We start from the raw sequence: 15,187 nt of genomic DNA, 5'->3' as shown, positions 1-15,187 counted from the left end.
ATGGCACGGCACCTCTACCGGGCCGATGTGAGCTGGCGGCGGCAGGGCGACTTTGCCGCCAACGCCTACAGCCGCGGCCATGACTGGTCCTTCGACGGCGGTATCACCGTGCCGGCCTCGGCTTCGCCGAGTGTCGTGCCGCTGCCCAACTCCGTCGAGGCGGCAATCGACCCGGAAGAGGCCTTCGTGGCCGCGATCTCCAGCTGCCACATGCTGTGGTTCCTCGATCTTGCCCGCCGCGACGGGCTGGTGGTCGAGAGCTACCGCGACGCGGCCGAGGGCACCATGGAGCGGGTCGCGCCCGGAAAGATGGCCGTGACCCGCGTTACGCTGCGCCCGCAGCTCGTGCTGGCCGGCGACACGCTGCCCGAGCCGGGCCGGATCGACGCCCTGCATCACCAGGCGCACGAGGCCTGCTTCATCGCCAATTCCGTCAAGAGCGAGATCGTGGTCGAGGCCGTGCCCGCCACGCTTGCCGACAACTCCCAAGGAGCGTGACATGCGCTATCTGCCGCTGTCCGATACCGACCGTGCCGACATGCTGGCGCGTGTCGGCATTTCGGATGTGGACGAGATCTTCGTCGACATCCCCAAGAGCGCCCGCATCGACGGTCTGCTGGATCTGCCGCGCCGCCAGAGCGAGTTCGCGGTCGAGCGCGACCTGTCGCGCATGGCCGGCAAGAATGTCGCCGCCTCCTCGGTGCCGTTCTTCGTCGGCGCCGGCGCCTACAAGCATCATGTGCCGGCCAGCGTCGACCACCTGATCCAGCGCTCCGAATTCCTCACCTCCTACACGCCGTACCAGCCGGAGGTGACGCAGGGCACGCTGCAGTATCTCTTCGAGTTCCAGACCCAGGTGGCCGCGCTCACCGGCATGGAAGTCGCCAACGCCTCCATGTATGACGGCTCGACCGGCACGGCCGAAGCCGTGCTGATGGCGCACCGGGTGACCCGCCGCAACAAGGCGGTGCTGTCCGGCGGGTTGCACCCGCAGTATCGGCAGGTGGTCGAGGGTCTGAGCTCGATGGCCGGCGACCGGGTCGAGGCACTGCCGGCCGACCCCGCAGGCACCGAGGACATTCTGGCGGCCATCGACGACGAGACCTCCTGCGTGGTGGTGCAGTCGCCGTCCTTCTACGGCCAGCTGATCGACCTGAAGCCGATCGCCGAGAAGGCGCATGCCCATGGCGCGCTGCTGATTGCCGTCTTCACCGAGGTGGTGTCGCTGGGCCTGATCGAGGCGCCGGGCGAGCAGGGCGCCGACATCGTCGTCGGCGAGGGCCAGTCCATCGGCAACGGCCTCAATTTCGGCGGGCCTTACGTCGGCCTCTTCGCGACGCGCCAGAAGTTCATCCGCCAGATGCCGGGGCGCCTGTGCGGCGAGACGGTCGATGCCAACGGCAAGCGCGGCTTCGTGTTGACGCTCTCGACCCGCGAGCAGCACATCCGCCGCGACAAGGCGACGTCGAACATCTGCACCAATTCGGGCCTCTGCTGCCTGGCCTTCACCATCCACATGACGCTGCTCGGCGGCAACGGCCTCGCCAAGCTCGCCCGCATCAACCACGCCAACGCGGTGAAGCTGAAGGGCGCGCTGGAAGGCGTTGCCGGCGTCAAGGTGCTCAACGACGCCTTCTTCAACGAGTTCACCGTCAAGCTGCCGAAGCCGGCGGCCGAGGTGGTCGAGGCGCTCGCGGAAAAGGGCGTGCTCGGCGGCGTGCCGGTGTCGCGGCTGGAGCCGGGCCAGGCCGACCTTGCCGACCTGCTGCTCGTGGCATCGAGCGAAGTCAATTCCGACGAGGACCGCGCGGCCTTCGTCGCGGCACTGAAGGAGGTGCTGGCATGAGCATGAACAATCAGGGCCGTCCGTCCGCCCCTGCCGAGACGGCGATCACCAGCGAGCGTGCGACCTTCACCGGCAACAAGGCGCTGGCCATGGAAGAGCCGTTGCTCTTCGAGATCGGCCGCATGGACGTGTGCGGCGTCGACCTCGACGAGGCGGAGGACTTTGCGCCGGCGCTGGGCAGCCACGCCCGCAAGGCGGTGCCGGACCTGCCGGCGCTGACCGAGCCGGAGACCATGCGCCACTATGTGCGCCTGTCGTCCAAGAACTACGCCATCGACGCGGGGCTCTATCCGCTCGGCTCCTGCACGATGAAGCACAATCCGCGCCTCAACGAGAAGATGGCGCGCCTGCCGGGCTTCGGCGACGTGCATCCCTTGCAGCCGCTGTCGACGGTGACCGGCGCGGTCGAGCTGATCGGTGAGCTGGCGCACTGGCTGGTCACCATGACCGGCATGAGCGCGGTGGCGATGAGCCCGAAGGCCGGCGCCCATGGCGAATTGTGCGGCATGATGGCGATCAAGGCCGCGCATCAGGCGGCCGGGCGCGACCCGAAGATCGTCCTGGTGCCGGAATCGGCCCATGGCACCAACCCGGCAACGGCCGCGCTTCTCGGCTACAAGGTGGTCTCCATCGAGGCGCGCGAGGACGGCACGGTGGATCCGGCGGCGGTCAAGGCGCGCATCAAGGAGCATGAGGGCGACATCGCCGGCATCATGCTGACCAACCCGAACACTTGCGGCCTGTTCGAGCGCGACATCATCGCCATCGCCGAGGCGATCCACGCCGCGGACGGCTATTTCTACTGCGATGGCGCCAACTTCAACGCCATCGTCGGCAAGGCCCGTCCGGGCGATCTCGGCGTCGACGCCATGCACATCAACCTGCACAAGACCTTCTCCACCCCGCATGGCGGCGGCGGTCCCGGTGCAGGTCCCGTGGTGCTGTCGGAGCGCCTGGCGCCGTTCGCGCCGCTGCCCTTCCTGCGCAAGGGCGAGGGCGGCATCGAGTGGGTGGAAACGGATGCCGAGCTCAAGGACGGCGAGCAGCCCTTCGGCCGGATGACCGCTTTCCACGGCCAGATGGGCATGTATGTGCGCGCGCTCGCCTACATGAAGAGCCACGGCGCCGACGGGTTGAAGCAGGCGTCCGAGGACGCGGTGCTCAACGCCAACTATGTGCGCGTCGGCCTGCAGGACCTGATGAGCCTGCCCTTCGGCCAGCGCTGGTGCATGCATGAGGTGCTGTTCGACGACAGCTTCCTCAAGGATACCGGCGTCACCACGCTCGACTTCGCCAAGGCGATGATCGACGAGGGCTACCACCCGATGACCATGTATTTCCCGCTGGTCGTCCACGGCGCGATGCTGATCGAGCCGACGGAATCGGAGAGCCGCTCCTCGCTCGATCTGTTCATCGCCACCATGCGCGACCTCGTCCTGAGCGCGCAGAAGGGCGAGACGGACCGCTTCAAGGGGGCGCCGTTCCATGCCCCGCGCGGCCGTCTCGACGAGACGCGGGCGGCGCGCAACCCGGTGCTCAAGTGGGAGCGCCCGGCAGCCCAGGCGGTGCAGCCGCAGGCCGCGGAGTAACGCCGGGGATTTGTGCCGGCTGAACGAACCGAACGCCCGGCCTTGCGCCGGGCGTTTTCGTTTGGGGGGAGGCATCCTCTCGGCTGTCACGCCTGCGCAGGCAGGCGTCCAGTATCCGCTGGTTTGCGTGGTGCCGCACCGGCCTCAGCCGGGCCTGGGGCGGCTCCGAGGACGGTGCCGCCCGTGCCGTGGTTACTGGTTCCCGGTCTCCGGCTGCGCCGGAACCGGGACGACACCCTGATATGTGGCTTCGGGCAGAAGCGCCCCTCAAACGCCGTCGGCTCTCCGGTCCCGGCTCGGCGCTCACGCGCCGTCCGGGAGGACGCCGGGAGAGGGCGGGGCGAGTGGAGCGGATCCGAGGACATCGCCGCCCTATCCCGCGTTGCCGCATTGACCTTGCGCCCCATCTTGCCGCATGAGGCGGGGCGGAGAACATCAGGAAAACGTCAGGAGCGGTGGCGGTGACAGACGATCTCGACTTGCGGCAGGGGCTTTCCGAGGAACTGCTGTACCTTTTGCGCCGCCATCCGCGCGAGGGCTGGGACGGGAATGCGGAGCTCGGCAATCTCGCCCGCTTCTGGCTGACTCGCCATGACGGGTTCCGCCAGCTGGGCGGGGCGCTGACCGATGCGCTGACGCGGTTTCGCGAGGGGGAGGTCGAGGCGATGCAGTTCGGCGGCTTCTTCGCGCCGCGCCTGCAGCACTTCCTGACCGAGCTGCACCATCACCACATGATCGAGGACCAGCATTATTTTCCGGTCTTCGCGGCGGCGGAGACGCGGCTCAAACGCGGCTTCGACATCCTGGAAAACGATCACGAGCTGATCCATGAGCGTATCGGCCGGGTGATCACCAGCGCCAATGGCTTGCTGGGCCTGCTGGAGGGCGGCGACATGGACCGTATCCGCCGGGCGGCGGACACCTATGCCGCCGACAGCGACCTGCTGGTGAACGGCCTGATGCGGCATCTCGACGACGAGGAAGACCTGATCGTGCCCCTGATGATCGAGCGTGGCGAGGGGCCTCTCGGCGTCGCCTGATGCGGGTGCCGCACGCGGAACCGCCCCCGCCGGAGTGTCCGGTCGGAGGCGGCCCTTCGCGCGGGGAAGCGCTTCTCAGGAACGGGCGGGCGCCGGACGGGGTGCGTCAGGCGGCCTTGGCGCCGCGCAGCGTCTCGCGCAGCGCGTCGATGGGTTTCAGCTTGCCGGCATCCTCGTAATGCCAGTAGGTCCAGCCGTTGCAGGCCTCCAGGCCCTGGACCAGCGCACCGACCTTGTGGATCGATCCGGCATGGGTGCCGCTGGCGAGCGAGCCGTCGGCACGCACGGTGGCGCGCTTGCGGCCCTTGGCGCAGGTCAGCTCGGCTCCCGGCGCCAGCAGGCCGGCCTCCAGCAGGTTGCCGAAGGGAATGCGCGGGGCGGCACGCTTGCCCTGGCTGATCGCCAGCGCGGCGTCTTCCGCCGGCGTGACCGCATCGATGCGGGCCCTGGCGGCGTCGATATAGTCCTGCTCGCGCTCGACGCCGACGAAATGACGGCCGAGCCGCTTGGCGACCGCACCGGTGGTGCCGGTGCCGAAGAAGGGATCGAGCACAACGTCGCCCGGATTGCTCGAAGCAAGCAGCACCCGGTAGAGCAGGCTTTCCGGCTTCTGGGTCGGATGCACCTTCTGCCCCGAACCATCCTTCAGCCGCTCGCTGCCCGTGCAGATCGGCAGGTTCCAGTCGGACCGCATCTGCAGGTCGTCGTTGAACGTCTTCAGGGCTTCGTAGTTGAACGTGTACTTCGCGTCCTTCGACTTCGACGCCCAGATCATCGTCTCGTGGGCGTTGGTGAAGCGCTTGCCGCGGAAGTTCGGCATCGGGTTCGACTTCAGCCACACGACATCGTTGAGGATCCAGAAGCCGAGATCCTGAAGGATCGTGCCGACCCGGAAGATGTTGTGATAGGACCCGATGACCCACAGGCCGCCATCCGGCTTCAGCACGCGCCGCACGGCCATCAGCCAGGCACGGGTGAAGGCGTCATAGGCCTCGAAGCTGTCGAACTGGTCCCAATGGTCGTCGCAGGCATCCACCCGCGACTGGTCCGGGCGATGTAGCTCACCGCCCAGCTGGAGATTGTAAGGCGGGTCGGCGAAGACGAGATCCACCGACGCCTTCGGCAGGCGCTCGAGAGCCGCCACGCAGTCGCCCTTGATGATCGTGTCCATCCACTCGGCGCCGGGGGCGGCGCTGGGGGCGGTCGAACGGGCTCGGAAGGAGTGGGGTGCCACGGTGGGCACCCCGATACGCTGTACACTCATTGCGACGCAGAACCTCACGCAATTACGAGCATCATGGTTACCGGGCTTGGTAAATCGGGAGTTAAGGCGCCGGAGAAAAAAACGCCTTTTGAATCAATCCTCTGTTTACCTTTCGCGGCCTTCGGGGGCGCACTGCTTCGCTTCGTTAACGGCTGGGGCAAGGGGGCCGGGGCGGCAAGTTCTGCCTAATGTCCTGCATGGCCTGCCGATTTTCGGAACAGGCCGGGAGGGGACTTGCGAAATGCAACGGCCGCGGCGCGGGAAGGTTAACGGGAGGGGCATGGCCGGCGGCGTGAAAACCGTCTGAGAAAAAACTTTTCGGCCCCCGCAAGAAATTTCATAATGGCTTGCCAGAATAACAAGAGAAAGAAAGGCACGCCCATGGGCAACGAGTTCACGAACACCGATCCCTCGCAGGAACTGGCGACCTGGGAGCCGCCGCACGCTCCCTACCAGGCCTTTACGGACGCGCAGGCCGCCGTCGACCGGCTGCGGGAGTTGTTCGAGACCAACGCCGCTTTCCTGCGCGATGCCTTTGCCGACTTCCTGGCGGGCCGCATTCCGCAAGGGCGGGTGCGTGCCTGCTATCCGGAAGTGCGGATCGCCACCGCCACCCATTCGCGCATCGACAGCCGGCTGGCCTATGGCTTCGTGTCGGGCCCCGGCGTCCACGCAGCGACGGTGACGCGCCCGGACCTGTTCGGCAACTATCTCAAGGAACAGATCGAGCTGCTGCTGCGCAATCACGAGGTGCCGGTGGAGGTGGGAACGAGCTCCCTGCCGATCCCGCTGCATTTCGCCTTCTATGACGGCACCCATGTGGAAGGGGCGGCTGAGGTGCTGCAGCGCCCGCTGGCCGATGTCTTCGACCTGCCGGACCTGTCGATCCTGGACGATGCCATCGTCAACGGCACCTTCGAGGTGCCGGCGGGAGCCCCGCGGCCGCTGGCACCCTTTACCGCGCCGCGCGTCGACTATTCGCTGCACCGGCTGCAGCACTACACCGCGACGGCGGCCGAGCATTTCCAGAACTTCGTCATCCTGACCAACTACCAGTTCTATATCGACGAGTTCTGCCGGCTGGCGCAGGAGCTGATGAGCGATCCGGCAAGCGGCTATACCCGCTTTGTCGAGCCGGGCAACCTGGTGACGGAGGCGGGCCGCGAGCGGCAGGACGGGCAGTCGCAGCGGTTGCCGCAGATGCCCGCCTATCACCTGGTGCGTCCGGACGCCTCCGGCATCACCATGATCAATATCGGCGTCGGTCCGTCCAACGCCAAGACCATCACCGACCATGTGGCGGTGCTGCGCCCGCATGCCTGGCTGATGCTGGGTCACTGCGCCGGCCTGCGCAACAGCCAGAAGCTCGGCGACTATGTGCTGGCCCATGGCTATGTGCGCGAAGACCATGTGCTGGACGCGGACCTGCCGACCTGGGTGCCGATCCCGCCGCTGGCCGAGGTGCAGGTGGCGCTGGAGCGGGCGGTGGAGGAGATCACCGGCCTTGCCGGCTACGAGCTGAAGCGGGTGATGCGCACGGGCACGGTCGCCTCCATCGACAACCGCAACTGGGAGCTGCGCGATCACCGCGAGCCGGTGCAGCGCTTTTCCCAGTCGCGCGCCATCGCGCTCGACATGGAATCGGCGACGATCGCGGCCAACGGCTTCCGCTTCCGCGTGCCCTACGGCACGCTGCTGTGCGTGTCCGACAAGCCGCTGCACGGCGAACTCAAGCTGCCGGGCATGGCGACGGATTTCTACAAGCGGCAGGTGGCGCAGCATCTGCGCATCGGCATCCGCAGCATGGAGATTCTGCGGGCGATGCCGCGCGAACGGCTGCATTCCAGAAAGCTGCGCTCCTTTGCCGAGACCGCTTTCCAGTAAAAGGCGGCCAGTAAAGGGCGCTCCCGGTTCTAGCGGAACTGCGGTCCGTGGCACCAGCAGGTCAGCGACTTGCGCTGGCCGGACGAGACCGGCGCCACCCGGTGCAGCATGAAGGAGGCGAACAGCGTGGCATCGCCGATGCCGCGCTCGGCCGACAACACGGCGCTGCCGAGATTGATCTGCAATTCGCCGCCCTGATAATCGGCCGGCTCGGTGAGCTGCACCACGATGGTCAGCTTGCGCCGCCGCGCGATGGGGCCGTCGCCGATGTCGGAATGCCAGTCGTAGTGGCCGGCATTGCTCTCGTCATAGGTCGCGACCTGCAGCCGCTCGCCGAACTCGGTGATGGCGAAGTCGAACTGCTCGCGATTGGCGGTCGCCACCGCCGAGACGATCCGCTCCATGACCCAGGCGGCGCTGCCGGTGTCGTCGAGCCAGGCGATCTGCGCTCGGCGGATATCGTTGTGCTGGAGGCCGCCGACGAGACCGCCCGCAGCCGCCTGCGCGTCGTCCGCAAGGCGAACGATCTCGCGGGTTTCTTCCCTGGAAAACAATGCCGGAATGGAATGCGTGAACATCGGCCGAAGTCTCCGCAACGGCGAAAGGTGCGCGTCTATGCGGCAGTTCTTCGGAAAACGCAATCGAATTGCTGAGGAACTTTACGTCAGGCCTTGAGGCCCGCCTCGACCGCCTTGCGCATCACCGTCGGCAGCGCCTCGCTGCCGATGTCGGAAGGCGCCGACCACCAGCAGCCGTCCGGCGCGGCAAGGTCCATCGGTGCCGTGGCGTGCCAGACCGCAAGCTCCAGATGGAAATGGGTGAACGTGTGCCGCACGTCGCTGGCAACGCGCGTCCAGCGCAGCCGCGCGGCGGCCAGCTCCGGCGGCAACAGGGTGAAGTCACCGCCGTCGACATCTTCTCCCCAGGCGCTGACCGGCGGCTCGCTCATGCCGCCGAGCAGGCCCTTTGGCGGGCGCCGGCGCAGCAGCACCGCACCGTCCTCGCGTTTCACGACGAAGGCGAGGCCGTAGCGGGTGGGCTTTGCCGCCTTGCGCTGCTTGACCGGCAGGGTCTCGGCGATGCCGAGGCGCCGGGCCTCGCAAGGGGCGGACCATGGGCAGAGCGCGCAGGCGGGCTTGCGCGGGCTGCACAGGCTGGCGCCGAGATCCATCATCGCCTGGGCGAAGTCGCCGGGCCGCTCGCGCGGCACCATCAGCGCGACGGCGGAGCGGATGTCCGGCTTGGACGCCGGCAGCGGTGTCTCGATGGCATGCAGGCGCGAGGTGACGCGTTCGACATTGCCGTCGACGACGGCGGCCGGCAGGTCGTAGGCGATGGCGGCGATGGCCGCCGCCGTATAGGGGCCGATGCCGGGCAGGGCGCGCAGGCCCTCCTCCGTATCGGGGAAGGTGCCGCCATGATGGCGCACGACCGCCTCGGCGCAGGCCTTGAGATTGCGCGCCCGCGAATAATAGCCGAGCCCCGCCCAGGCCTTCATGACGTCGGCCTCGTCCGCCGCGGCAAGATCCGCCACCGTCGGCCAGCGCTCGGTGAAGGCGGCGAAATAGGGCTTCACGGCCTGCACCGTCGTCTGCTGCAGCATGATCTCGGAGAGCCACACCCGGTAGGGATCGGGGGCCTGCCCCTGCCCACGGTCGCGCGGCGACACGCGCCAGGGGAGCACGCGGGCATGCCGGTCGTACCAGGCGAGCAGCGCGGCGGCGAGATCGGGGGCGGAGGCGGTGTGGGTTGCGGTCGTGGGGGCTGCGGTCATGGGGCAAGAGGATCGGGCGGCACGGGGGGATTTCAAGTCTTCTGTGTTTCACGGCCCGTACGGCCTGTGGATGGAGGCGGCGCGGACGGGGATGTGCGCACAACGTGGACAATGGTGACGGAGGCCCGGCCGCAGCCCCCGCGTCGCAAAAGGGTCGCAATTCACGCGTGAAACAGGGGACATGAGTGATTCGCGCCAATATCGACCCGGCGGCAGGTCGAACAGCAGGACCAATACGGGAGCGGGCACCGGCTACATGCGCCGGGTGACACGCGCGCGTCCGCTTGCCGACCTGATCGGCAAGACGCTGGAGCCGGCCTGCCGCAAGCGCGGCTTTGCCGCCGCCGATCTCCTGTCCGACTGGCCGGAGATCGTCGGCGAGCGCTATGCCGGCCGGGTGCAGCCGATCCGGCTCGACTGGCCGCGCGGCAGCCGCGGCGGCGAGTTCGACGAGACCCCGCGCCCGGCGACGCTGGTGGTGCAGACGGACGGGGCGACCGCGCTGCTGCTGACTCACGAGATGCCGCAGCTGGTCGAGCGCATCAACGGCTTCTTCGGCTGGGCCGCGGTCGAGCGGATCCGCATCCTGCAGCGCCCGGTCACCGACCGTCGCCGCAAGCCGCCGCCGAAGCTGCGTCCGCTGACCGGCGAGGAGGAGGCGGAACTGCACGAGCGCCTCGCCCCTGTCGAGGGCACGCCGCTGGGTGCCGCCCTCGAGCGGCTGGGCCGGGCGGTGCTGGCCCGCACGCGCTGACGCGAGCCGCGCCCGCGACTGCCCGCTCTGCTCGCGATCTTGTGAAGTCGGCGGAACCGCGCCGTTTTCCGCGCTCCCAATGCCGCCACAATATCCGTGTCGTTTGAATTCCGCGCAAAAGGCGATAAACAGCGTTTACGCCGAAAGATGCCTTCATTCAGTGGGAAGATACTCGTGAGCCTGAACCGTCGACAGTTGATCCTGCGTTCCTCCGCCGGCCTGCTCCTGGCCGGGACCGTGCTGCCGGCCATGCCGGCCTTTGCCCAGTCGGTCGACGTCGAGGAACTGATGAAGCCGGGCGCGCTTCCCGACAAGGTGCTGGGCAGCGAGGACGCGCCGCTCACCATCGTGGAATACGCCTCGATGACCTGCGGCCACTGCGCCAACTTCCACAAGAACACCTATCCGCATCTCAAGAAGGAGTATGTGGAGACCGGCAAGGCGCGCTTCGTCTTCCGCGAGTTCCCGCTCGACCCCGTCGCCTCGGCCGCCTTCATGCTGGCGCGCTCGGTGCCGGAGGACAAATATTTCGAGGTGGTCGACTTCATGTTCGCCGAGCAGCGCGCCTGGGCCTTCACCCAGGATCCGTATAACTCGCTGCTGAATTTCGCCAAGCAGATCGGCTTCACCCAGGAAAGCTTCGAAAAGGTCCTGACCGATCAGGCTCTGCTTGACGGGATCAATGCGACGCGCGACCGTGCTTCGAGCCAGTTCGGGGTCGACTCGACGCCGACGTTCTTCTTCAACGGCAACAAGGTCAACGGTGCGATCTCGCCTGAGGAACTCGACAAGGAAGCTGCCAAGTATCTCTAGGTCCGGCCCCGCCGGTGCCCGGGCGCCGGCGGCTGCCCGCGCGCGGGCCATGGCGGGCGAGCGGACCCATGCGCGGGGCGTGATCGCCCCGCCGGCCTCCTGACGCTGCGCCCATGAAGTTCAACAAGCTCCGCGTCCTCGGTTTCAAATCCTTCGTCGAGCCGATGGAATTCATCATCGGCGACGGCCTGACGGGTGTCGTCGGGCCGAACGGCTGCGGCAAGTCCAATCTTGTCGAGGCCCTGCGCTGGGTGATGGGCGAGAACTCCTACAAGAACATGCGCGCGTCCGGCATGGACGACGTCATCTTCTCCGGCAGCCTCAACCGGCCGGCCCGCAACACCGCCGAAGTCACGCTCTTCCTCGACAATGCCGACCGCACGGCGCCGGCCGGCTTCAACGACAGCGATGCGCTGGAGGTGACGCGGCGGATCGAGCGCGAGGCGGGCTCCAACTACAAGATCAATTCCCGCGATGTGCGCGCCCGCGACGTCCAGCTGCTGTTCGCCGATGCCTCGACCGGCGCGCGCTCGCCCGCGCTCGTGCGCCAGGGCCAGATCGGCGAGTTGATCGCCGCCAAGCCGACCTCCCGCCGCCAGATCCTGGAAGAGGCCGCCGGCATTTCCGGCCTGCATTCGCGCCGCCACGAGGCGGAGCTGCGCCTGCGCGCCGCCGAGCAGAACCTGGAGCGGCTGGAGGACGTGCTGGTCCAGATCGACGGCCAGCTGGACAGCCTGCGCCGCCAGGCCCGGCAGGCGAGCCGCTTCCGCAACCTGTCGGCCGAGATACGCTCCGCCGAGGCCGGGCTCTATTATCTGCGCTGGATCGACTGCCGGGACAGGCTGGCGGCGGCGCAGGCCGAGTTTGCCGAAGCCGAGGAGGGCGTGCGGCTGGTGTCGCTGGCCCAGGCGGAAGCGGCGAAGAACCAGGCGATCTCCGCTCACAAGGTGCCGGAGATGCGCGAGGCGGCGGCCCGCGCGGGCGCGGCCGTGCAGCGGCTGGTCATCGCCCGCAATGAGCTGGACGGCGAGGAGCGCCGCATCCGCGAGCGCCTGTCGGACCTGACCGGACGCCTGCAGCAGCTGCATCAGGACATCGCCCGCGAGCAGGCGCTGGTGTCGGAGAACGACGAGCACCTGTCGCTGCTGTCGGACGAAGAGGAAGAGCTGCGCGGCGAGGACCTGTCACAGGAGGAGCGCGCCGAGGAGGCGCGCCTTGCGGTGGAGGCGGCAAGCGAAGTCGTGGCCGCGGCCGAGGAGCGGCTGTCGGCTCTGACCCAGGAACAGGCGGGCATCGTCGCCCGCCGGCGCCAGCTGGAGGAAGCGCATCGCACTGCGGTGCAGCGGGCCGAGCGGCTGGTCGCCCAGCATGGCGAGGCGGCGGCGCAGGTCGCCGCGCTGGAAGCCGATATCGAAGGCGCACCGGCGCTGGAAATGGGACGCGAGGCGCTGCTCGACGCGGAAGGCCGGCTCGATCTCGCCGAAGAGCGCGTGCTGGAGGCCGAGGAGCGGACCCGCAGCCACCGCGCCGCCGTCGATGCCGCGCGCCGGCCCTTGAACGATGCGGAAGCCGCGCTGTCGCGCCTGGAGACGGAAGCGCGCACGCTGAAGGAGGTGCTGTCCGCCGGACAGGCCGGCGAATGGCCGGCCGTAGTCGAGGCAATGACGGTGGAGCCGGGCTTCGAGACGGCGCTGGGCGCAGTGCTCGGCGAGGATCTGGACGCCCCCGTCGGCGGCGATGCCCCGATGCGCTGGAGCGCGGATGCGGCGGATGGCGGGACGTTGGCCGGTGATCCCAAGCTTCCCGCCGGCTGCCGGCCTCTCTCCGAGGTGGTGCGGGCACCGGCGGCACTGGCCCGGCGCCTTGCCCAGATCGGCCTTGTCGAGGAGGGGGCGGCAGCGGGCCTGATGCGCCAGCTGAAGCCGGGGCAGCGGCTCGTCAGCCGCGAGGGCGCGGTGTGGCGCTGGGACGGGTTCACCGTGTCCGCCGACGCGCCGACCGCGGCCGCGCAGCGCCTTGCCCGCAAAAACCGGCTGGCGGCGCTGGAGCTGGAAATCGACGCGGCGGGCGAGCAGCTGGAGGTCCTGCGCGAGGCTTTCGTTGCGGCCGAACAGGCGCTGGCCGGCGCCGGCGCTGCCGAGGAGACCGCACGCCAGGACGTGCGTGCGGCGCGCTCTGCCGCCGATGCGGCGCGCCAGGAGGTGCTGCGGCTGGAGCGCACCCATGCGGAGGCCGAGGCGCGCCTTGCGGGTTTGCGCGCCACCGTGGAGCGGCTGGCCGGCGACCTTGCCGAAGGGCGCGAGGCGGTGGAAATGACCGCCGCCGCACTCGAGGAGATTTCCGGCAGCGAGGGATTGCAGGCCGCGATCGATGCCGCGCGGGCGGAAGCCGCGGAAGCGCGCGCCGCTCTGTCGCGCGAGCAGGCGGCGGCCGACGGCTTGGCGCGCGAGAGCGAACTCCGCCGCCGGCGGCTGGAGGCCATCGCCCGCGAGCGGGCCAGCTGGATCCAGCGGGCGGCCGGTGCGCGCCAGCAGATCGAGGTGCTGGGCGAGCGCATCGCCGCCGCCGAGGAAGAGCGCATGGAGCTGATGGAGGCGCCTGAGGATATCGAGCTCAAGCGCCGGTCGCTGCTGAGCGAGATCTCGGCCGCCGAGGAGGCGCGCCGCGTTGCCGACGATGCGCTGGCCACCGCCGAGGAAAAGCAGCGCGAAGCCGACCAGCAGGCGCATCAGGCGCTGTCGATGCTGGGCGAGGCGCGCGAGCGGCGCATCCGCGCCGAGGAGCGGCTGACCGCCGCAACGGGTCGCAAGAGCGAGATCGAGGCGCGAATCGACGAGGCGCTGGAAGTCGCCGTCTCCGCACTGCCGGGACTGGCGGGGCTGAAGGAGGGGGCACCGCTTCCCGAGCCGGACGGCATCGAGCGCCGGGTGGAGCGGCTGAAGGCCGAGCGCGAGCGCCTCGGCGGCGTCAACCTTCGCGCCGAGGACGAACTGTCCGAGATCGAGGGGCAGCGCGGCTCGCTGGTCGGCGAGCGCGACGACCTGATCGAGGCAATCAAGCGGCTGCGCGGGGCGATCTCCAACATCAACCGCGAGGCGCGCGAGCGCCTGCTCTCCGCCTTCGAGACGGTGAACGGCCATTTCCAGCGCCTGTTCACCCACCTGTTCGGCGGCGGCACCGCCGAATTGCAGCTGGTCGACGCCGAGGACCCGCTGGACGCGGGCCTGGAGATCGTCGCCCGCCCGCCGGGCAAGAAGCCGCAGACCATGACGCTGCTGTCGGGCGGTGAGCAGGCGCTGACGGCGATGGCGCTGATCTTCGCCGTCTTCCTGACCAACCCGGCGCCGATCTGCGTGCTGGACGAGGTGGACGCGCCGCTCGACGATGCCAATGTCGAGCGCTACTGCGATCTCCTGGACGAAATGACCCGTAGCACCGCCACCCGCTTCGTGGTGATCACCCACAACCCGATCACCATGGCCCGGATGAACCGCCTGTTCGGCGTGACGATGGCCGAACGCGGCGTTTCGCAGCTGGTTTCGGTGGATCTGCAGACCGCCGAGCGGTTCCTCGAGGCGGTCTGAGGCGGCATCATCGCGGTGCGATGCAACACGGTCCTGTGAAGATGCGCCGGCGGACAGTTCGACGCAGCCCGGTTTCCACCCTGAAAGTGCATTTATAACAATGGCTTGGCTGTTTTCTGCGTGTTCTTGACAGGGGCAGGGGCGCCGACTATGGTGCGCCCGGCTTCCAGGGGTCGGCGGCGTACGCCGGAGCGTATCGGGAGAGGGGACCAAAGCAATGTCTCCGAACGAGAACGAACCGGACGTGCGGGGTGCACGGCCAACGGAAGCGGAACTGTCCGAGCGAAGAAACCGGCTTGCACGGGCGCTCGAGGAAAAGACGGCGCAGGCCGAAGGCCAGAAAAGCGTGTCGTCCTCGGGTACGGGGCAGGGCTTTGCCCAGGCCATGAAACTGTCGACGGAGTTCGTCGCAGGTGTTCTGGTCGGGGCGGCCATAGGCTGGATGATCGACAAGGGTTTCGGCACGAGTCCGTGGGGCTTGATCGTCTTTCTCTTGTTGGGATTCGTCGCGGGCGTGCTGAACGTCTTGCGCTCTGCCGGCTTGATCGCGGAGCAGCAAGACAGGACGCGCGACGGATAGTTCGAACCTGAATTCAGGCCGGTGAGCGAAAGGGATTCGCACGCCGGCGTGCCATGCGA

Annotated in this window: 12 protein-coding genes; 9 read left to right on the top strand and 3 right to left on the bottom strand. The window is 68.4% G+C overall.

Translation table 11 applies throughout. The annotated features are described in order from the left end of the window. The 4 genes from ACVJ6E_RS04725 to ACVJ6E_RS04710 all read left to right on the top strand — a co-directional run bounded on the left by ACVJ6E_RS04725 (position 1) and on the right by ACVJ6E_RS04710 (position 4,475). Positions 1-498 carry an OsmC family protein gene (locus ACVJ6E_RS04725; RefSeq protein ID WP_120268685.1) on the top strand — a complete coding sequence of 166 codons (498 nt, stop codon included), beginning with the start codon at positions 1-3 and terminating at the stop codon, positions 496-498. 1 nt (position 499) lies between these two features. Further along, on the top strand, positions 500-1,846 hold the full coding sequence (gcvPA, locus tag ACVJ6E_RS04720; RefSeq protein ID WP_120268686.1) for an aminomethyl-transferring glycine dehydrogenase subunit GcvPA: 1,347 nt from the start codon (positions 500-502) through the stop codon (positions 1,844-1,846). Beyond that, positions 1,843-3,435 carry an aminomethyl-transferring glycine dehydrogenase subunit GcvPB gene (gene gcvPB, locus ACVJ6E_RS04715; RefSeq protein ID WP_120268687.1) on the top strand — a complete coding sequence of 531 codons (1,593 nt, stop codon included), beginning with the start codon at positions 1,843-1,845 and terminating at the stop codon, positions 3,433-3,435. The genes gcvPA and gcvPB overlap by 4 nt, the downstream gene beginning before the upstream one ends. Positions 3,436-3,896: 461 nt before the next feature. Then, positions 3,897-4,475, top strand: a complete 579-nt coding sequence (locus tag ACVJ6E_RS04710) for a hemerythrin domain-containing protein (RefSeq protein WP_120269241.1) — start codon at positions 3,897-3,899, stop codon at positions 4,473-4,475. A gap of 106 nt (positions 4,476-4,581) precedes the next feature. Here ACVJ6E_RS04710 and ACVJ6E_RS04705 read toward each other — a convergent pair whose 3' ends face one another. Further along, a complete protein-coding gene (locus ACVJ6E_RS04705; protein ID WP_491676409.1) occupies positions 4,582-5,646 on the bottom strand; it encodes a site-specific DNA-methyltransferase in 1,065 nt (354 codons plus the stop codon). Between the two features lie 474 nt (positions 5,647-6,120). On the opposite strand from ACVJ6E_RS04705, the gene ACVJ6E_RS04700 reads away from it, so the two are divergent. Next, positions 6,121-7,623: an AMP nucleosidase gene (locus ACVJ6E_RS04700; RefSeq protein WP_120268689.1), complete on the top strand. Its 1,503-nt coding sequence runs from the start codon at positions 6,121-6,123 to the stop codon at positions 7,621-7,623. A 29-nt stretch (positions 7,624-7,652) separates the two neighbouring features. Here ACVJ6E_RS04700 and ACVJ6E_RS04695 read toward each other — a convergent pair whose 3' ends face one another. Together ACVJ6E_RS04695 and mutY are read right to left on the bottom strand one after the other, a co-directional pair. Then, positions 7,653-8,201: a 2OG-Fe(II) oxygenase gene (locus ACVJ6E_RS04695; RefSeq protein ID WP_120268690.1), complete on the bottom strand. Its 549-nt coding sequence runs from the start codon at positions 8,199-8,201 to the stop codon at positions 7,653-7,655. Between the two features lie 86 nt (positions 8,202-8,287). Next, a complete protein-coding gene (gene mutY / locus ACVJ6E_RS04690; protein WP_120268691.1) occupies positions 8,288-9,397 on the bottom strand; it encodes an A/G-specific adenine glycosylase in 1,110 nt (369 codons plus the stop codon). A 181-nt stretch (positions 9,398-9,578) separates the two neighbouring features. Here mutY and ACVJ6E_RS04685 point away from each other — a divergent pair, with 181 nt between their 5' ends. The 4 genes from ACVJ6E_RS04685 to ACVJ6E_RS04670 all read left to right on the top strand — a co-directional run bounded on the left by ACVJ6E_RS04685 (position 9,579) and on the right by ACVJ6E_RS04670 (position 15,128). After that, positions 9,579-10,151 (top strand): DciA family protein, encoded by a 573-nt coding sequence (locus tag ACVJ6E_RS04685; protein WP_208996689.1) that lies wholly within the window; start codon positions 9,579-9,581, stop codon positions 10,149-10,151. Between the two features lie 174 nt (positions 10,152-10,325). After that, positions 10,326-10,964, top strand: coding sequence for a DsbA family protein (locus ACVJ6E_RS04680; protein ID WP_120268693.1), 639 nt, complete (start codon positions 10,326-10,328; stop codon positions 10,962-10,964). A 113-nt stretch (positions 10,965-11,077) separates the two neighbouring features. Further along, complete coding sequence (gene smc, locus ACVJ6E_RS04675; protein ID WP_120268694.1) at positions 11,078-14,548, top strand: chromosome segregation protein SMC; 3,471 nt, start codon at positions 11,078-11,080, stop codon at positions 14,546-14,548. 217 nt (positions 14,549-14,765) lie between these two features. After that, complete coding sequence (locus ACVJ6E_RS04670; protein ID WP_120268695.1) at positions 14,766-15,128, top strand: AtpZ/AtpI family protein; 363 nt, start codon at positions 14,766-14,768, stop codon at positions 15,126-15,128. The last annotated feature ends 59 nt before the right edge of the window (positions 15,129-15,187 follow it).

Source organism: Stappia sp. G46H5W (assembly GCF_058448995.1).
The sequence above is the reverse complement of the archived record's forward strand: the minus strand, read 5'-3'. Positions and strand labels throughout refer to the sequence as shown.